This is a genomic window from Limobrevibacterium gyesilva (genome assembly GCF_025989185.1).
In the GTDB taxonomy this organism is placed as follows: domain Bacteria; phylum Pseudomonadota; class Alphaproteobacteria; order Acetobacterales; family Acetobacteraceae; genus Limobrevibacterium; species Limobrevibacterium gyesilva.
In genome coordinates this window covers 56,211-75,138 of sequence record NZ_JAPDNT010000003.1, presented here as the reverse complement: position 1 = coordinate 75,138, position 18,928 = coordinate 56,211, and the positions used below count along the sequence as shown (strand labels likewise).

Here is an 18,928-nt window from a genome sequence, read left to right as displayed (position 1 = left end):
TCTACTGTTGCAGCCTTTTGTTCCCAGGGACTTGCTGCCCCCATGCATCCGCCACCCGGTTTCGTCCGGTGGCCTTGGCTTCGTACAGCGCCGCGTCCGCCGCGGCGAGCAGGGTGTCCGCGGTCTCGTCAATCGGCGCCATGGTGGCCACGCCGAAGCTCGCCGTGACCATCACCGGGCCGGGTCCGGTGGGAATCGTGGTGGCCTCGATCAGCCCGCGCAGCCGTTCCGCCGTGGCCAGAGCGGCCTCCGGCGGCGTTTCCGGTAGCAGGATCGCGAACTCCTCGCCGCCCAGCCGGCCAAGGCAGTCGCCGGAGCGCAGCACCGATCGGCACGCGGACACGATGACGCGCAACACCAGATCGCCGGTGGCGTGGCCGTGGCGGTCGTTGACGGCCTTGAAATGGTCCACATCGAGCATGATGCAGCTCAGTTCACGTCGATAGCGCTGCGCCTGCGCCAGCGCCTGCTGCGCGTGGTGCATGAAGGAGCGGCGGGTCTCCGCCCCGGTCAGGCTGTCCGTGGTCGCGAGCTGGCGCAGCTCCAGCTCGTCCATGACCAGGCGCGCCAGATCCTGCATGACCATGACCTGCCCGGGGCTGGGCTTGCGCGGCCGCTGGTCGATGGCGCAGAGCGTGCCGATATTGTGCCCGTCATGAGTCCGCAGCGGGACGCCCATGTAGAAGCGGACCCCGGGTGCGCCCAGCACCAGCGGGTTGTCGCGGAAGCGGGGATCCGCAAGGGCGTCCCGGACGATGAGCGGCTCGTCGCGCTGGACGGCATGGGCGCAGAATGAGATATCCCGGGGCGTCTCGGGGACGCTTAGTCCTTGCCGGGACTTGAACCACTGGCGATCGCGGTCGACCAGCGACACCAGCGCGATCGGCGTCTGCAGCGCCGTTCTGGCAAGGCGTGTGATCCGGTCGAACGACTCCTCCGGCGGCGTGTCGAGCACGTCATAGCGACACAGCGCGTCCAGGCGGCCGGCTTCGGCATGGGTATCGGCGATGTCCACGATCTGCTGGTTTCCTTGGGTGGCCGTCCGGATCGGGGCGCCGCTCCGGTGCAATGCATTCACTGTGGCGATGGAGTCCGGTGACGCGAGCGTCCGCGCCGCGATCGTCCGAGTCCGGCGGCCACGAGGCCGCCCGGCGCGCGGGTGGCGGGAGGGCTGGCACCGCGCGCCTGCACGGCACGGACCGGACACGCCGATTCGAGTCGCCGGCTCATAGTCGCAGGTGCGGATTCGCGATCATGTGGCTCGTCACGGCGCATGGTCCGACTCGCTGGCAACGGAGGGGGGCGGGGGCCGGGCGGCCCGGATACACGGTCCCGGCAAGCCTGATCTATCCAGGGCGATCTTAACGACGCATTAAGAACTCGCTGCCGGCAGGCAATGACGGCGGCGTGCCTGGAAGGCATCCTTCCGGTTCGCCCGGGCCGCGGTTGCGGCCCGGGTGGGCGCTGCCTATGTTCATTTTCTGTTCGCGGCCATGGCTGTTGCGGAATTGCACCGCTGCTCCATATTGTGTGTGGAAAGGTCACGCCGGCCTACATCTAGTGTATTTTGAATTGACGGCGCCAAGCCATTGGGCAGGATAGGGATATGCAATCAGTCGTGACACCGTCCGAGACCTTGGGGGAAATAGCCGTGCTCGATGCCGTCCAGATGCAAGGTCGCCACCAGGTCCGAATTGACCGCTCGCGCGACGCGGCGCTGACCGATTTCGGCCGCGCCACCCTGGACGACCGCTATCTGCTGCCCGGCGAGGGCTATCAGGACCTGTTCGCCCGCGTCGCCAGCTATTACGGCGAGGACGCGGCGCACGCGCAGCGCATCTACGACTACATCAGCCGCATGTGGTTCATGCCGGCCACCCCGGTGCTGTCCAACGGCGGCACCCAGCGCGGCCTGCCGATCTCCTGCTTCCTCAACGAGGCCTCGGACAGCCTCGACGGCATCGTGGGTCTCTGGAACGAGAATGTCTGGCTCGCTTCCAAGGGCGGCGGCATCGGCAGCTACTGGGGCAACCTGCGCTCGATCGGCGAGAAAGTCGGCCAGAACGGCAAGACCTCCGGCGTCATCCCCTTCATCCGCGTCATGGACAGCCTGACGCTGGCGATCAGCCAGGGCAGCCTGCGCCGCGGCTCGGCTGCGACCTACCTGCCGGTGTGGCATCCGGAGATCGAGGAATTCGTGGAAATGCGCCGCCCCACCGGCGGCGATCCGAATCGCAAGGCGCTGAACCTGCACCACGGCATCCTGGTGCCGGACGCCTTCATGCGCGCGGTCGAGGCCGACGAGGAATGGGCGCTGGTCTCGCCCAAGGACGGCAGCGTGGTGCGCAAGATCGGCGCTCGCTCGCTGTGGATCCGCGTCCTGACGGCGCGCATCGAGACCGGCGAGCCGTACCTGGTGTTCAGCGACCACGTGAACCGCGCGCGGCCCGAGCATCACAAGCTCGCCGGGCTTGAGGTGAAGACCTCGAATCTGTGCAGCGAGATCACCCTACCCACCGGCATCGACCAGCACGGCCGCCAGCGCACCGCGGTCTGCTGCCTGTCGTCGCTGAACCTGGAAACGTGGTTCGAGTGGAAGGACCACCCGCTGTTCATCGAGGACGTGATGCGCTTCCTCGACAACGTGTTGGAGGATTTCATCCAGCGCGCGCCGGACGGGATGGAGCGCGCCAGGTACTCGGCCATGCGCGAGCGTTCGGTCGGCCTCGGCGTGATGGGCTTCCACTCGTTCCTGCAGTCGCAGAACGTGCCGTTCGAAAGCGTGATCGCCAAGGTCTGGAACATGCGGATGTTCAAGCACATCCGCGCCCAGGCCGATCAGGCCAGCCGGATGCTGGCCGAGGAACGCGGGCCGTGCCCGGATGCCGCCGAATACGGCATCATGGAGCGGTTCTCGAACAAGATGGCGATCGCGCCGACCGCCTCGATCTCCATCATCGCCGGCAACGTGAGCCCCGGCATCGAGCCGATCGCGGCCAACGTGTTCCTGCAGAAGACACTGTCGGGCAGCTTCACGGTGCGCAACCGGCATCTGCAGAAGCTGCTGGCGGAGAAGGGCCAGGACAACGAGGAAGTCTGGTCGTCGATCACGCTGAACAAGGGCAGCGTGCAGCACCTCGCCTTCCTCACCGAGCAGGAGAAGGCGGTCTACAAGACCGCGTTCGAGCTGGACCAGCGCTGGGTCATCGAGCATGCCGCCGACCGCACGCCGTATATCTGCCAGAGCCAGTCGGTGAACGTTTTCCTGCCCGCCAACGTGCACAAGCGGGACCTGCACCAGATCCACATGCTGGCGTGGAAGAAGGGCGTGAAGTCGCTGTACTACTGCCGCAGCCTGTCGATCCAACGGGCGGACAATGTCAGCGAGAAGGCGGTTCGTCCGGCCGAATTCACCGGCATTCCCGTCGCCAACGACCAGGGCTTGCTGCCGCTGGCGGTGGCAGCAAGCAACCCCACCGATTACGAGGAATGCCTCGCCTGCCAGTAGGCGACGCCGTCCGTCCGTGCCGTCGTGAGGCTGACCGACCCCGCCGCCGCGCCGACCGCGGCGACGGGGCTTCGCGTATATGGTTCGATCTTTCACCGCGACCACAAGATTTGGTGGTCAATTCGCTCTCTCCCCATGTCCCTTGTGGTCGGCCGGTGCTAGCCTAAATGCGTTGGCAGCAACGATTCGCAGGCAGGTGAAATCTTATGACATCCACGACGAACTCCCCCGACGAACGGCCTGTGCGCTTCGACCTGTTGACCGAGAACCCGGTCTACAAGCCGTTCCGCTACCCCTGGGCCTACGAGGCCTGGTTGACCCAGCAGCGCGTGCACTGGCTGCCTGAGGAAGTGCCGCTTGCCGACGACGTGAAGGACTGGCACCGCAACCTCACCGCCGCCGAGCGAAACCTGCTGTCGCAGATCTTCCGCTTCTTCACCCAGGCGGATGTCGAGGTGAACAACTGCTACATGAAGCATTACAGCCAGGTGTTCAAACCCACCGAAGTGCTGATGATGCTGTCGGCGTTCTCGAACATCGAGACGGTGCACGTGGCGGCCTACAGCCACCTGCTCGACACCGTCGGCATGCCCGAACTCGAGTACACTGCCTTCCTCAAATACAAGGAGATGAAGGACAAGTACGATTACATGCAGTCCTTCCGGGTGGACAGCAAGCACGAGATCGCCAAGACGCTGGCGGCCTTCGGCGCGTTCACCGAAGGGCTACAGCTGTTCGCGTCCTTCGCGATCCTGCTGAATTTTCCCCGCTTCGGGAAAATGAAGGGCATGGGCCAGATCATCTCGTGGTCGGTGCGCGACGAGACGCTGCACTGCCTGTCGATCATCCGCCTATTCCGCACCTTCGTGCAGGAAAACCCAGAGATCTGGACCGACGAATTGCGGCGCGAGATCTACATTACGTGCGCCACCATCGTCGACCACGAGGACGCCTTCATCGACCTCGCCTTCGAGCTCGGTTCCGTCGAAGGACTCACGGCCACGGAGGTGAAGCAGTATATCCGCTACATCGCCGACCGCCGCCTGACCCAGCTCGGGCTGAACCCGCTGTTCCGTGTCGACCGCAACCCGTTGCCGTGGCTGGACGAGATGCTGAACGCGGTGGAGCACGCTAACTTCTTCGAGAACCGTTCGACCGAATACAGCAAGGCTTCGACGGTCGGCACCTGGGAGGAGGCGTTCTCGGGCAGCGTGTTCGAGACGGCGCAGCCAACCGGAGCAGTCCTTCCGGGCGAGTAGCCGGCGGCATCCCGCGCCGCCACACCGGGCCATCCGCCCGCGCGCCGCTTGGCCGGCATGCGTGGGCGGGTGGCTTTACCGTTCAGCCGCCCTGCACCAAGTTAGCTGCCATGTTGCGATATATCCGCTGGTCCGCTTACACGCTCATCGTCGTCATCCTGGTCGCCTGGGCGGCGATATGGCGGTACCCGAATCTTCTCGGCGGCACGGTGCAAACCGCGATCTCCGGCGTCGCGGGCCTGGCCGTGCCTGCCGGTGTTTCCGTGGGCGGCCCGTTCGCGCTGACCGACACCAACGGCCACGCGGTCACGGACGCCAGCTATCGCGGCCGCTGGATGCTGGTCTATTTCGGCTATACGTTCTGCCCAGACGTCTGCCCGACCGAACTGCAGGCTGTGGCCGCAGCGCTCGACAAGCTGGGGCCGGACGCGGCGAAGATCGCGCCGCTGTTCATCACGGTCGATCCCGAGCGTGATACGGTGGCGGCCCTGGCCGACTACGTGAAATTGTTCGACGAACGATTGATCGGCCTGACCGGCACGCCCGACCAGATATCGGCGGCAGCACGTGCGTATCGTGTCTACTATGCCAAGGCGACTCCAAAGGACTCGAGCAGCTACCTGATGGACCATTCGTCGTTTCTGTATCTCATGGGCCCCGATGGCACGTTCCGTGCCCTGTTTCGCCAGGGAACCAGCCCGCAGGACCTGGCGGATGGGATTCGTGCCCGCATGGCCGCTTCGTGAAGCAGACCCGCCCTCGGAAGACCCCCCGGCTCGGAAGGGATCCAGGATGAAGGGAACGCGCCGTGAGTGACCTGGAAGATCCCGCGAAGGACGTGGTCGCAACCGGGGCGCCGCGCTACAGCCGGCGCCTGTCCGACAAGATCCTGATCGCCTTCCACCAGGCCTGCGACCAGTCCGATTTCGAGATCGCCGAGCAGCTTCTGCACATTCTCGAGATGATGCTGAAGCGTCGCCCGCTCACCGCCGACAGCAACCGCCGCCGCACCATGGAGAGCCTGGTCGCCGCGCATGAGCGGCTGTGGTACCTGCGCCACCCCGGCGACGACCAGCACTGACCGGCCGCGCACGCCGGCGCCTCGGGCCCGGATCACAGCGGCAGCGGCGCATCGCCGCCCAGGATCGCGGCGGCCGGATCGGTATAGCCGCCGTCATCGCGGTGCAGCACCAGCCCGGACAGCATCCGGCATGGCCCGCGGCCGCCCTTCACGCCCCGCAGCAGCACGAGCTTGGCCGTACGCCCGGCCTTCGGCCACAGCGGCAGCACCGCCGGGCTGCCGCACCCCGCGGCCGCCAGCGCCGCCAGGCAGGCCGGCATGACCGCAGCCGCCACCACCAGCGTCAGCGTGCCCCGATGGCGCAGCGGTGCGGCCAGACGCTGCGTCCACAGTGCGAACAATCCGACCTCGGCCCGCTTCGCATGCTCTCGTCCCGGATCGGGCGAGGCCGTCCCGGCCGGCGCATGCCAGGGGGGATTGGCGAAGGCATGGTCGAACACCCCGTCCGGACGCCATGCCGCGAGGTCCTCCGGCACGAACGCGAGGCCGGAAAACCCGTTGGCCGCCGCATTTGCGCCCGCCAGCGCCGCCAGTGCCGGATCACGCTCCACCCCGACGCCCGACACACCGGGCACCCGGCGCGCGAGGCAAAGCAGCGCCGCGCCGGCGCCGCTTCCACCCTCCAGCACGCGTTGCCCCGGCTGCGCCGGCACGCTGGCGGCCAGCAGCACCGGCTCGATCCCCGTGCGGTGCCCGTTGGCCGGCTGGTCGTGGCGCAGCTGCCCGCCCAGCAGGAACCCGCGCGTCACCTGCATCAGGCCTCGCCGGCCTCGCGCAGCACGCGGCGCGCCTGCCGCTCGTCCGCCTCGGCCACGGCCAGGCGCCGAGGGATTGCCCCGATGCTGCCCTCCACGGCGCTGGCATGGCCGTCCAGCAGCACGCAATCGATGCCGGCATCCCGCAGCAATGCCATCAGGAAGCTCAGCCGGACCGGGTCGTTCGATACTGCGATGGTGCGCATGCGTCCTGTCAGCTACCTTGTCCCGGCCAGCATCGGCCAGACCGCCGGTTCGGCAAAGCCCTGATTGCGCTCGCCCGATTCGCCGGCAGTCCATTTGGCAACGTCTTGAAACGGCTCGCCTTGACCCTGCTTCTACCCCGCCGATATGGTGCCGCCGGCTTCGCACGAGGCCAATCCATCCATCCGCCTGCCGGGAGAGCCACTTGGGCGTCGTGACCAGCCTGCCCCAGACCGCTGCCGCCCCGGCCACACAAGCCGGTGTGCCGGCGCATGGGGTGACCCAAGCCGACATGAAGCACATCGACCCCGAGGACGCCCTGAACGCCCTGGTCGAGTTGGTCGCCGACGACCTGCTCGCCTGCAACCGCGCCATTGTCGCCCGCATGGACAGCCCGGTGGAGCTGATCCCCCAGCTCGCCGCCCATATCGTGGCCGCCGGCGGCAAGCGCCTGCGCCCGCTGCTGACCCTCGCTGCGGCACGCATGTGCGGCTATAGCGGCCTGCGCCACGTCAACCTGGCGGCCTGCGTCGAGTTCATCCACACCGCGACCCTGCTGCACGACGACGTGGTGGACGAAAGCCTGCTCCGCCGCGGCCTCGCCAGCGCCAACGCGGTGTTCGGCAACAAGGCCTCGGTACTGGTCGGCGACTTCCTGTTTGCCCGTGCCTTCCAGCTCATGGTGGAAGACGGCTCGCTGCGGGTGCTGGAAATCCTCTCCCGCGCCGCCGCCACCATCGCCGAGGGCGAGGTGCTGCAGCTGGTCACCCAGAACGACCTGTCGACCACCGAGGAACGCTACCTCGACGTCATCAAAGGCAAGACCGCCGCCCTGTTCGCTGCCGCCTGCCAGGTCGGCGCGGTCGTCGCCGCCCGCCCGGACGCCGAGGAGGTGGCATTGGCCGAATACGGGATGAATCTCGGCATCGCCTTCCAGCTCGTCGACGACGCGCTGGACTACTCGGCCGACCAGGCCACCCTGGGCAAGACCGTCGGCGACGACTTCCGCGAAGGCAAGATCACGCTGCCCGTTCTGGCCGCTTATGCCGCCGGTGACGAGGACGAGCGCAGCTTCTGGCGCCGCACCGTCGAAACCAGCGAGCAGGTAGCCGACGACCTCGATCACGCCATGCTCCTGATCGTCCGCCGCAACGCCATCCAGGCCACGCTCGACCGTGCCGCGACCTTCGCCGCCGCCGCCAAGGCCAGCCTCGAAGTCTTCCCGGACTCCGCGTATCGTCGTGCCCTGCGGTCGGTAGCCGACTACACGGTGTGCAGGGCGCGTTAACGAGAAGAACGAAGGCAAGGCCAGGGCAGAGCCCTGGCCTTTTTTCCCTTCAGCTCACCACCGAGATCTGCTCACGGCGCAGCTGCACGGCCAGTTCGTCGAGCGACTTGCCGACGGCGTCGAGCATTTCGTCGATTTCGGCCCGGGTGATGATCAGCGGCGGGCTGAAGGCCAGCGCGTCTCCCGGCAAGGCCCGGCCGATCACGCCATTGGCTTCGGTGAGCTTCACCAGACGGGCGCCGACCTTGTGTGCGGGGTCGAAGTTCTTGTGCGTTGCCTTGTCGGCCACAAGTTCGACGGCGCCGATCAGGCCGACGCCGCGCACTTCGCCCACCAGCGGGTGGTTGGCGAAGCGGCGGCGCAGTTCCGCCTGCATGTAAGGGCCGACATCGCCGACGTGATCGCCGATCCTGGTTTCGTCATAGATCTTCAGCGTCTCGACCGCGACGGCGGCCGGCACGGGGTGGCCGGAATAGGTGTAGCCGTGGCCGAACGTGCCGATCTTGTGGCTCTCGTCGGCAAGGCCCTGGAACACCCGCTCGTTCACCAGCACCGCGCTGATCGGCAGGAACGACGACGACAGCGCCTTGGCGCAGGTCAGGATGTCCGGCTGCACGTTCAGCGTGGTGCTGCCCCAGTAGTTGCCGGTGCGCCAGAAGCCGCAGATCACCTCGTCGGCGACCAGCAGCACGTCGTATTTGCGCAGCACCGCCTGGATCTTCTCGAAATAGCCCTTGGGCGGCAGGATCACGCCGCCGGCGCCCATGATCGGCTCGGCCCACATCGCAGCCACCGTATCGGGGTCCTCGGCGAGGATCAGCTTCTCCAGCTCATCGGCGCAGCGGGTGGCGAATTCCTCCTCGCTCTCGCCCGGCAGGCCCGCATGGTAGTAGTGCGGCGCCATGGTGTGCAGGAAGCCGGGCAGGGGCACGTCGAAGCTGCGGTGGTTGGCGGGCAGCCCGGTCAGGCTCGCGGCGGCCAGCGTGATGCCGTGATAGCCCTTGATGCGGCCGATGATCTTCTTCTTCTTCGGCCGGCCGACGGCGTTGTTGAAGTACCAGACCATCTTGATCGCGGTGTCGTTGGCCTCGCTGCCGGAATTGGCGAAGAACGCCTTGCTCATCGGCACCGGCGCGCGCTGGATCAGCATCTCCGCCAGGTCGATCATCGGCTCGTGCGACTTGGCCGTGAACGCGTGGTAGAAGGGCAGCTTGCGCATCTGGTTCGTCGCCGCCTGCACCAGCCGCTCGTTGGAGAAGCCGAGTGCGGCGCACCACAGGCCGGCCACGCTCTCGATGTAGCCCTTGCCGTTCTCGTCCCACACCCGCACGCCTTCGCCGCGGCTGATCACCATCGGCCCCACCTCCTGGTGGAGCTTCAGGTCGGTGTACGGGTGCAACGTATTGGCGATGTCGCGGGCGGCAGCGGAATTGACGAGCGGGGGGGTCATGATGTGCCTCTCGGGCCTGGGGCTTGGGACACGACACTCTAGAGCCGGTTGACGGCATCGGGGAACCCCGCATGGGTCCGTGTCATGGCCGCCCGATCCTTCCCGAAGCCGGGCGAAGGCCGTATGAATCCCGGGTGACGCAGCCCCGGAGCCGGGCGCGGAGAGGAATTCGATGACCGAGTTGAAGCCGCATGCCGCCCATTGGGGCGCCTTCACTGCCGTGGTCGACAACGGCCGCCTGACCACGGTGCAGCCGTTCCCGGGCGACCCCAATCCGCCGGCGCTGCTGGCCTCCATCCCTGATGCCGTGCATTCGCCGGTGCGCATCGACCGCCCCTATGTCCGCAAGGGCTGGCTGGCAGGCGACCGTGCCGGCGGCACGCCCCGCGGCGGCGAGCCTTTCGTGCCGGTCGATTGGGACACCACGATCCGGCTCGTCGCCGGCGAGGTGGCCCGCGTGCGCGACCGGTTCGGCCCGGCCAGCATCTTCGGCGGCAGCTATGGCTGGTCCTCGGCCGGGCGGTTCCATCATGCCCGCAGCCAGCTGCACCGGCTGCTCGCCACCGCGGGCGGCTTCACCGCCCAGCTCACCAACTACTCCTACGCCGCCGGCATGACGCTGATGCCGCACATCGTGGGCACCAACGCGGTGATCGAGGGGCCGGTGGTGGAGTGGCGCGACATCGTCGTCCACGCGAAGCAGCTCGTCTGCTTCGGCGGCATCACCCTGCGCAACGGCCAGATCACCTCGGGCGGCGCCGGCCGGCACGAAATGGCGTATTGGCTCCGCCGCGCCGCCGAGGCGGGGGTGAAGCTGGTCAACATCTCGCCGATCCGCACCGACATGCCCGATTTCGCGCAGGCCGAATGGATCCCCATCCGCCCGGGCACCGACACCGCGCTGATGCTCGGCATGGCGCATGTGCTGATCGCCGAGGGCCGCCACGACGCGGTGTTCCTGGACCGCTGCACCACCGGCTTCGGGCGGCTGCGCGCCTATGTGCTGGGCGAGGCCGACGGCACCGCCAGGACACCGGCCTGGGCCGCCGCCATCACCGGCGTGCCGGAGGCCACCATCATCCGCCTCGCGCGCGACTGCGCGGCCCTGCCGACGATGCTGAGTGCCGCCTGGTCGGTGCAGCGTGCCGAGCACGGCGAGCAGCCGTTCTGGATGCTGGCGGCGCTGGCCGCCATGCTCGGCCATATCGGTCAGCCGGGTCAGGGCTTCGCCTATGGCATGGGCAGCATGAACGGCATGGGCACGCCTCGGCTGGAGATCCCGTCGATCGGCCTGCCGGCGCTGCCGAACCCCGCCAACAGCTTCATCCCCGTCGCCCGCGTCACCGAGATGCTGGAGCGGCCGGGCCAGGACTACGACTATAACGGCCGCCGCCTGACCTATCCGGACGCGCGCATGATCTGGTGGGCGGGCGGCAACCCGTTCCATCACCACCAGGATCTCAACCGCCTGCTGCGCGCCTGGGCGCGGGTGGAGACCATCGTGGTCAGCGAGCCCTGGTGGACCGCGCCCGCCCGCCACGCCGACATCGTGTTGCCGGCCACCACCACGCTGGAGCGCGACGACATCGGATCGAGCGCGCGCGACCGGCACATCCTGGCGATGAAGCAGGCGATCCAGCCGTTCGCCCAGGCGCGCAACGAGTTCGACTATCTCGCCGACGTAGCCGACGCGCTGGGCGTGCGCGACCGCTACACCATGCAGCGCGACGTGCCGGCCTGGCTGCGCGTGCTCTACCAGCGCGGCCGTGACGCCGGCGCACGGATGGGCGCCGAGCTGCCGGATTTCGACACGTTCTGGGCGGCCGGCGCGGTCGAGGTCGCGGCCCCCGCGCAAGCCAGCGTGCCGTTCGCGGATTTCGTGCGCAATCCGGCCGCAGCCCCGCTGAACACGCCGTCCGGGCGCATCGAGATCTTCTCCGAGCGCATCGCCGGCTTCGGCTACGACGACTGCCCCGGCCATCCCGTCTGGCTCGCCCCGCGCGAATATCTGGGCGGGGAGCGGGCAGGGACGTATCCGCTGCATCTGCTGTCGGTGCAGCCGGCCACGCGCCTGCACGGCCAGCTCGACCAGGCGCGCGTCAGCCTGGCGAGCAAGATCGAGGACCGCGAGCCGATCCTGATGCAGGCCGCCGACGCCGCCGCGCGCGGCCTGGCCGAAGGCGACATCGTGCGCGTGTTCAACGACCGCGGCGCCTGCCTCGCCGGCCTGCGCGTCACCGACGGCCTGCTGCCGGGTGTCGCCGTGATGGCCACCGGTGCGTGGTTCGATCCGCTGGAACCGGGCGTGCCCGGCAGCCTGTGCGTGCACGGCAACCCCAACGTGCTGACTCAGGATGTCGGCACGTCGCGGCTGGGACAGGGGCCGTCGGCGCAGTCCTGCCTGGTGCAGGTGGAGGCGTGGCGCGGCGCGCTACCGCCGGTGAAGGTGCACGCGCCGCCGCCGATCGAGCCGGCGGGCGCGTAGGCTTCGCAACCGGACTGTTCCGTTCAGATGAATGTGACTCACGCCGACGTGACGGAGTAGGCGACACTCGCAATCCGGGACTGCAATGTCAGCAACCTGACCTGCGAGGTCGCCATGGCCAACAAGCCGATTCTCCTGGGTGAAGCCATCGAGGCGCTGCGGACCGAGATCGAGGCGGCGGTCGCCGCCGCCGCCGGCAAGGACATCCAGTTCGAGCTGGGACCGATCGAGATGGAGTTCCAGACCGTCGCGACGCGCGAGGGCGGCGTCAATGCCAAGGTCTCCTTCCGGATCCTTGGCGTGGGCGCCGAGCTTGGCGGCGACGGCAAGTTGACCAGCGCGCACACGCAGCGGGTCAAGTTCCTGCTGAATCCGATGCAGGAGCCGGCGGAGGGCGGGAGCGAGAAGCTCAAGGTCAAACGGGTCCCCGGCAGGTAGGCGGCAAACCCGGGCCAGCCGCGATGCAGTCCGACCGGGTCGTAGAAATCACGTTCGGCAAGCTGAGCGCCGGCAGCGGCTACCTGATCACGCCGCGTCACGCGCTGACCGCCCGCCATGTCTGCGAGCCCGAGCAGGTGGGCGCGGCCTGCCAAGTCCGCCCGCTCGCGAGCGCCGACGACGCGCTGAAGCCGGTGAGCGAGCGCGTGCGGCCGGACGCCGTCGGCGGGCGTGTCGGCTGGCTCTCGGCCGCGCAGGATGTCGCTGTCATCGACCTCGACGCCCCGGTCATGGTGGGCAGCTTCCCCGGCCAGGCCGGGCCCGGCCAGCCGATCCCGTTCGGCATCGTCCCATACGACCAGACCTCCCATGTCTGCGACGGCACCGGATTTCCCGAGGCTTCCGGCACCGAAGACCGCACGCTGGACGCGACGCTGGTCTGGGTCATGGCGAGCCGGCGCTTCGACGTGAATGTCCGCAACGGGCCGCCACGCAGCTACAAGCTGTGGGCCGGGTTCTCCGGGACCTTGCTGTTCGCCGGCGGCGTTCCGGTGGGCGTGATCTGCACCGTGGACGGAAAATGGGACGGCGGGGTGCTGGAGGCGACGCCGTTGGAGGTTCTGCTCGACGATCCCGGTTTCATCGCCCATCTCGCCGCCGCCCAGGTTGCCGCCCCCGAGCGCCGGGTGATCGGCCGCCTTGCCAGTACCTTGCTCGCGCGCATCTCCGCCCGGGTCTACCGCATCGACCGCAACGAGCAGGCGGAGGCGATCATCGGCCATGTGCGCAGGCTGCCCGAGCGTGCGCCGCCGCAGGTCTTCGTCATTCCCGGGCTCGACGAGGACGAGCACCGCCTGCTCATCGACCGGCTGTCGCGCGAGCCGGTGATCGGCCGCCGTCTGGGGCGCGAAGCCGACGGCGAGAACGTCATCCGCTCCCTGCCCTGGCCGAAGGAGCGCAGCATCAATCCCGACGCGCGCTTCCACGATACGCTGCTCGACCGCTTCCATGCCGCGCTCGGCTTGCCGCCGCCTACCCCGGGCGCGCCGCCGGACCTAGCCGGCCTGCGCCGGCGGCTGAACGACGGCGTGGCCCCGCGCGGCTTCTGGGTGCTGGTCAACCGGGCCGACGCCTTTGCCGGCCATGCTGCGCTGCTGCGGCAATGGCTGGGGCTGTGGGATTCGCTCGCGAAGCTCGAACCGGGGCCACCGGTGCTGCTGTTCCTGTGCCTGGCCTGGGACGACCCGCCGCCGGAAAAGCCGTCGCTGATCCCGTTCCTGCGCCGGCCGCAGCCCAAGCCCGATCCGGACCTGGAGGCGGCGCTCGCCGAGGCATTCGAGCGCGGCCAGCTCACCCCGCTCGACGACCTGCGCAAGATCACGGCCGCCGACGTGCATCCCTGGATCGACGAGCTGCGCCATGTCTGCCAGCCGGCGCCGGCCGAGCATTTCGAGGTGCTGCGCTTCAGCCTGCTCAACCGCATCGGCGATGGCAAGCGCATGCGGGGCCTGTCCACCGACATTTCCGCGCTGCTGGAGCGGCTGGACCCCCTGCCCGGAGCGCCGCGATGACCGACATCGTGTCCGACACCGTGTGGACCACCGTCCCGCGCAGCGACCTCGCAGCGCCGCTGCGCCTGCCGGATCCGGTCAGCGAGCGCTACAAGGACCCGGCCGGCTATGATCCGGGGCCGGAACTGGTGGCCGCCGTCAATGTCTCTCTGCTGCTCGGCCAGGCGCTGCTGCTGACGGGCGAGCCCGGCTGCGGCAAGACCAGCGTCGGCGCCTGGCTGTCGCGCCAGCTCGGCCTGGGCGATCCGCTGGTGCACAACGTGAAGTCGACCAGCGTCGGGCGCGAGCTGCTGTACGAGTTCGACGAGCTGGCGCGCTTCCGCGATGCCCAGCCCGGCGGCACGCCGCGCCCGCAGCATTACTATCTGCGGCTGAACGCGCTCGGCCTCGCCATCGTGCTGACGCGCGGACAGGACACTATGCTGCCGGGCGTGGACAAGCGCTGCCATCGCGACCTGACCTGGCAGACCTTGCCGGCGCTGCCGGCGCCGCAGCCGGGCCCGGACCCGCGCTTCGCGCGCCGCCACGTGGTGCTGATCGACGAGCTAGACAAGGCGCCGCGCGATACCCCGAACGACCTGCTGTTCGAGATCGAGCGGATGGAGTTCCGCATCCCCGAGCTGGGCACCGCCGTGACCGGCGACCCCGCCTTGCGGCCGATCGTGGTGATCACCAGCAACTCGGAGAAGAGCCTGCCCGAGCCGTTCCTGCGGCGCTGCGTATTCCACCATATCCGCGCCCCCGACGAGGCGCGCCGCCGCCAGATCGTGCAGCGGCGCCGGCACCCGTTCGCCGAACGCACGCACCTGTTCGAACAGGCCATGACCTTCTACGACCGCCTGCCCGAGAGCCTGGGGCGGGCGCCCGGCACGGCCGAGCTGCTGGCCTGGCTCGAAGCGCTCGACGAGGCGGTGCGGCAGCACGAGAACGGGGCGGGGGGCGGCCCGGTGCAGACGCTGAAGGGCCTGATCGGGCCCACGCTCGGCACGCTCGCCAAGACGCGCGAGGACCTCGGGCGCGCCGCCGACGAGCTGGGCCGGGCCGGATTGGACTGATGGCGGGCCTCGACTGGTTCGCGCAGGTGCCGGTCTGGACCGGATTCCTGCGCGTCCAGGGGTTCCGCTATGGCGTCGGCGACGAGCTGCGCGTCACCGCGCTCATTGCCCGGCTGCACGAGGCTGGAATCGCCGTGTCCGACGCGGCGGCCGCATCGCGCTGGTTCGGGCCGGTGCTGTGCCGCAACGCGGACGACCAGCAGCGGCTGGCGAGTCTGCTGGCCGACTGGGCGGCGCAGCAGCAAGGCGTGCCGCCGCCGGCTGCGGCGTCGGCGCCGGCGGCGGCGGGCATCCTGCGCAACCGCGCCCGCCTGCCGTGGCTGGTCGCCGCGGCATTCGTGGCGCTGCTGGCGCTCGGTGCCGCGGTGGTCCGGTGGGGGCCCGACCTGATGCCGGCGCCGCCCGTACCCGTGGCCCCCGCGGCGCCGGCGCCGGCGCCGGCCCCCTCCGCCGCCGCAGCCGCGTGGCTGGTCGACTTCCTGCCCTGGCATCGCCTCGGCGCCGCGGCTGCCGTGCTCGCCATCTTCGCCGGTATCCTGATCACGCGCGGCCGGCAAAGGGCGGCGCTGCTGCGCACCCTGGTGCCGCGCGACGCGAAGGCGGCGACCATGCCCATCTCCGTGACCGGGCTGCAGCTGTTCCGCCCCGGCGCATTGAAGGCCGCGCTCGCCGATCTGCGGCGCCACCGGCCGGAGCCGGCGGAATGGCTGGACGGCCGCGCCAGCGTCCGCGCCACTGTGGCCGCCGCGGGGTTCGTGCGCCTGGTGCCCGGCCAGCGTCCCGCGCTGCCGGAGCATCTGCTGCTGGTGGACATGGCCGGAACCGACGACCTGCTGGGGGCACTGGCCGACCTGATCCTGGCGCGTCTGCGCGAAGGCAACGTCGCGGTCGAACGGTTCGACTACCACGGCGACCCGCGGCGGCTGCGGCGCATCGACGAGCAGGGCAAGCCGGCCGGCACCGTCGACCTGGAGACATTGCGCGCCGAATATCCCCGCCATCGCCTGCTGGTGCTGTCCGACCTCGCCAGCTTCAGCGACGCCGAGACCGGGCGGATGCGCGACTGGGTGGACGATCTGCGCGGCTGGCCCGAGATCGCGGCGCTGACGCCGCTGCCGGCGAACCAATGGGGTCCGCGCGAGCGCGATCTGGTGCGCCTCGGCTTCGGCGTGGTCGAGGCGACGCCGTCGGGCGTGGCCGAACTGGCGCGGCTGTTCCGGATCGACCTGCCGCAGGAACGGGCGACGCCAGGTGGCGCGCATGGCGCGCGGCTCGATTTGCGGCTGGCCGTCGATCCCTATCTGTGGCTGGGTGACATGCCGCCGCGCCCCGCGCAGGTGGCCGGGCTGCTGGGCGACCTCCGCGATGCGCTGGGCGCGCGGGCCTTCACCTATTTCTGCGCGATTGCGGTGTTTCCGGCGATGCATCCCAGGCTCACGCTGGCGCTGGGCTGCCTGCTGGCCGACGCGCAAGGCCAGGCTTTGCTGACCGAGGCGACGCTGGCGCGGCTGTGCCGCCTGCCATGGCTGCGCCGTGGCCGGCTGCCGGATTGGCTGCGGCTGGCGCTGGTGCGCGACCTGGCAGCGCGGCCCGCAGAAGCCGCGCGGGTGCGTGCGGCCTGGACCGTGATGCTGGACCCCCAGCGCAAGGGCGAGGCCGCACCGCTGCCGCTGGACGTGGTGCACCAGGTGCCGCGCGGCATGGCGGCGCTGATCGGCGAACTGCTGCGCCGCCCCGGCAGCTATCGCGAGGCGATCCTGGTCGCGTTCCTCGACGGCAAGGCGCTGCCGGAGCTTGCGGTCGAGTTGCCGTCCCGGATGAAGCGGCTGCTGCGCCAGGGCATCCCGCGCCGCGAATGGGCGATCGCCGTGGCGGCGCTCGTCCTCGCCGTGCTGGCCGCCGTCTTCACCGACACGCTGGACGCCGCCGCCGTCTATCTCGATGGGTTGCAGACGGCGGCGGCGCAGTACCTTCAGGCGACCGCTGCCTATGCCGCGTTCCAGTCGGTCGACGCCGCCCTGACACTCTACCTTCCTTATCTGTTGTCCGCGGGGGCGTTGGGGTTCTGGTATCTCGGGCTGCCGCTGTTCGGCCGTTGGTCGCTGCCGGAACTCACCCTCTCTGCCGCGGACATCCCGCTGGTGCGCGTGCAACTCTGGCTCATCGGCCGCGGGTGGTTCTCGCTATCGCTGCACACCAACGGCTGGTGCGCGCTCATGGCATTGGGCGGCGTGGCGACCGCGGCGCTGGCACTGGTTGCCGCCCCGCTTGCCGCCGAGCGCTGGGGCGCGCTGGTTGCCACCGCGACCGTGATGCTGTGGTGCACCCGCCCGGTGGCGAAGGGGGCGTATCGCTGGAGCCCGGCGCTGGCGCTGTTGAGCCTGGCGATCACCATCGACCCGCTCTGGGTGCCGCAATTGGACCTTTGCCTGTTCCCCGTGGTGGGCTGGCTCGCTGCCCGGTGCGTGCGGTACGGGCAGCATGACGGCGAGATCGCGGAGCCTCTGCCTGCCGGCCGATATCGTGCACATCACCTGCTCGACGCGTTGCGCTGTGCGGCGCCGGCGATGTTGTTGGGATTGCCGCTGTTCCCCGGTGTTCTGGCCATGCAGTCCCTGCCGGGCACGCTGGCCGCGCTGGTGTTGCTGATCCGGCTTCTCACGGACGAGCACTATGTCAACGAATGCCGTGCTGCCAACCGGCTCGGCTGGGATCAGGTCGGTGTGCTGCTGTTGCCGCTGGCGACGTATGGGTCCGTCGGCGGTGGCGCGTTCGTCTGGGACCCGACGCCGTTGCTGTTGCTGGTGTGCTGCCTGATCGGGATGTCGCAGGCCGGGTGGGGCCGCGTGCTTGGCACAGGGGCGCTGCTGGCGATCCTGTTCACTGCTTTGAGGCTGTTGTCTCCCGGTCCCTTCGGCGTGGCGTGGATCTCCCTCCAGCACGATTTCGAGCTGTTCGGCACATGCGGCAGCGCCTGCGTGATGCTGGGCCTCGGCCGGCTGCTGCGCGGCGAGAGCCTTGCGAACTGGCTGGGTGCGCCGGAGGCGACGCGCCGCAGGGTGGAAATCCTGGCTCCGGTTGTATTGCTGGCCGCATTCCTTCTCCAGGACATGCTTCTCGGAGCCGATGGTGATGCCGGATACATGGGCGTCGGCTCGCCATTCGAGCCGGTGACGCAACCCGCCATCGTCGCCGTCGCCGCCCTTTATGCGCCGCGCCGCGTTCTGTGGTGGCTGGTTGCGGCGATCGGCTTCACCTTCGGCTTCGAATATCTCGCCTACGCGAACTTTGCAGGCGGACCCTGGTTCATTGGTCCGAGGGTGTTCGGCCAGATGCTGACGCTACGCTTCCGGGAGTTCGCCTTGCTCCGGATATTCGTGGAGGTGCTGGTGTCGCTGCTCACGCTTGCAGCGATGCGGAACGTCCGCATCGTCCGGCTGAAAGGCCCACTCGAATACGCGGCGCCGACATGACGGAAACGCCGGAATACCCGCAGATGTCCGAGGCCGATCCGGTACCGCAGCCGCCGCCAATGGCGCCCGGGATGCCGTCGCCGCCGCGTGGGCTGCCGCCGCTGTCCTGGGGCCGGCTGGCATGGCCTGCCGTCGTCGTAACGGCGGTTGCACTGGCATTCTGGTATGGCCCGCGCGCCGCCATTGGCATTGCCACGCTCACTGCGTCGCCGCCCAGCACGACTCCGTCCGTCCCCTTCGGACAGCAACAACAACAGCAACAACAGCAACAACAACAGCAGCAGCAGCAGCAGCAGCAGCAGCAACAGGTGCCGCCGGCGCCGAATGCCGCGCCCCAGCAGACCAAATCGGCGAAGTGACG

At 69.2% G+C, this 18,928-nt stretch carries 15 protein-coding genes; 11 read left to right on the top strand and 4 right to left on the bottom strand.

The window, feature by feature from the left end; all coding sequences use genetic code 11:
- Position 1 precedes the first annotated feature (1 nt).
- Positions 2-1,015 (bottom strand): GGDEF domain-containing protein, encoded by a 1,014-nt coding sequence (locus OL599_RS06340; RefSeq protein ID WP_264712819.1) that lies wholly within the window; start codon positions 1,013-1,015, stop codon positions 2-4.
- A gap of 591 nt (positions 1,016-1,606) precedes the next feature.
- Here OL599_RS06340 and OL599_RS06335 point away from each other — a divergent pair.
- From OL599_RS06335 to OL599_RS06320, 4 genes are all read left to right on the top strand, one after another.
- Complete coding sequence (locus OL599_RS06335; RefSeq protein ID WP_264712818.1) at positions 1,607-3,508, top strand: ribonucleoside-diphosphate reductase subunit alpha; 1,902 nt, start codon at positions 1,607-1,609, stop codon at positions 3,506-3,508.
- A gap of 206 nt (positions 3,509-3,714) precedes the next feature.
- Complete coding sequence (locus OL599_RS06330) at positions 3,715-4,767, top strand: ribonucleotide-diphosphate reductase subunit beta (RefSeq protein ID WP_264712817.1); 1,053 nt, start codon at positions 3,715-3,717, stop codon at positions 4,765-4,767.
- A gap of 110 nt (positions 4,768-4,877) precedes the next feature.
- Positions 4,878-5,513 (top strand): SCO family protein, encoded by a 636-nt coding sequence (locus tag OL599_RS06325; RefSeq protein WP_264712816.1) that lies wholly within the window; start codon positions 4,878-4,880, stop codon positions 5,511-5,513.
- Positions 5,514-5,575: 62 nt separating this feature from the next.
- The gene (locus tag OL599_RS06320; RefSeq protein WP_264712815.1) at positions 5,576-5,848 is read left to right on the top strand and encodes a hypothetical protein; all 273 of its coding nucleotides are present in this window, start codon (positions 5,576-5,578) and stop codon (positions 5,846-5,848) included.
- A gap of 32 nt (positions 5,849-5,880) precedes the next feature.
- Here the strand turns inward: OL599_RS06320 and OL599_RS06315 are convergent, their stop codons facing one another.
- Together OL599_RS06315 and OL599_RS06310 are read right to left on the bottom strand one after the other, a co-directional pair.
- Positions 5,881-6,603, bottom strand: coding sequence for a tRNA1(Val) (adenine(37)-N6)-methyltransferase (locus OL599_RS06315; protein WP_264712814.1), 723 nt, complete (start codon positions 6,601-6,603; stop codon positions 5,881-5,883).
- Positions 6,603-6,809: a putative signal transducing protein gene (locus OL599_RS06310; protein WP_264712813.1), complete on the bottom strand. Its 207-nt coding sequence runs from the start codon at positions 6,807-6,809 to the stop codon at positions 6,603-6,605. Before OL599_RS06310 ends, OL599_RS06315 begins: the two co-directional genes overlap by 1 nt.
- Positions 6,810-7,099: 290 nt before the next feature.
- On the opposite strand from OL599_RS06310, the gene OL599_RS06305 reads away from it, so the two are divergent.
- A complete protein-coding gene (locus tag OL599_RS06305; protein ID WP_264713117.1) occupies positions 7,100-8,095 on the top strand; it encodes a polyprenyl synthetase family protein in 996 nt (331 codons plus the stop codon).
- 49 nt (positions 8,096-8,144) lie between these two features.
- Here the strand turns inward: OL599_RS06305 and OL599_RS06300 are convergent, their stop codons facing one another.
- Positions 8,145-9,545, bottom strand: a complete 1,401-nt coding sequence (locus OL599_RS06300) for an aspartate aminotransferase family protein (RefSeq protein WP_264712812.1) — start codon at positions 9,543-9,545, stop codon at positions 8,145-8,147.
- Positions 9,546-9,717: 172 nt separating this feature from the next.
- Here OL599_RS06300 and OL599_RS06295 point away from each other — a divergent pair, with 172 nt between their 5' ends.
- The 6 genes from OL599_RS06295 (at position 9,718) to OL599_RS06270 (ending at position 18,926) form a co-directional block, all read left to right on the top strand.
- Positions 9,718-12,030: a molybdopterin-dependent oxidoreductase gene (locus OL599_RS06295; protein WP_264712811.1), complete on the top strand. Its 2,313-nt coding sequence runs from the start codon at positions 9,718-9,720 to the stop codon at positions 12,028-12,030.
- A 114-nt stretch (positions 12,031-12,144) separates the two neighbouring features.
- Positions 12,145-12,468: a trypco2 family protein gene (locus tag OL599_RS06290; RefSeq protein ID WP_264712810.1), complete on the top strand. Its 324-nt coding sequence runs from the start codon at positions 12,145-12,147 to the stop codon at positions 12,466-12,468.
- Between the two features lie 23 nt (positions 12,469-12,491).
- Complete coding sequence (locus OL599_RS06285) at positions 12,492-14,039, top strand: hypothetical protein (RefSeq protein WP_264712809.1); 1,548 nt, start codon at positions 12,492-12,494, stop codon at positions 14,037-14,039.
- Positions 14,036-15,094 (top strand): MoxR family ATPase, encoded by a 1,059-nt coding sequence (locus OL599_RS06280; protein ID WP_264712808.1) that lies wholly within the window; start codon positions 14,036-14,038, stop codon positions 15,092-15,094. Before OL599_RS06285 ends, OL599_RS06280 begins: the two co-directional genes overlap by 4 nt.
- Positions 15,094-18,567 carry a hypothetical protein gene (locus OL599_RS06275; protein WP_264712807.1) on the top strand — a complete coding sequence of 1,158 codons (3,474 nt, stop codon included), beginning with the start codon at positions 15,094-15,096 and terminating at the stop codon, positions 18,565-18,567. Before OL599_RS06280 ends, OL599_RS06275 begins: the two co-directional genes overlap by 1 nt.
- Positions 18,564-18,926, top strand: a complete 363-nt coding sequence (locus OL599_RS06270) for a hypothetical protein (protein ID WP_264712806.1) — start codon at positions 18,564-18,566, stop codon at positions 18,924-18,926. Before OL599_RS06275 ends, OL599_RS06270 begins: the two co-directional genes overlap by 4 nt.
- The last annotated feature ends 2 nt before the right edge of the window (positions 18,927-18,928 follow it).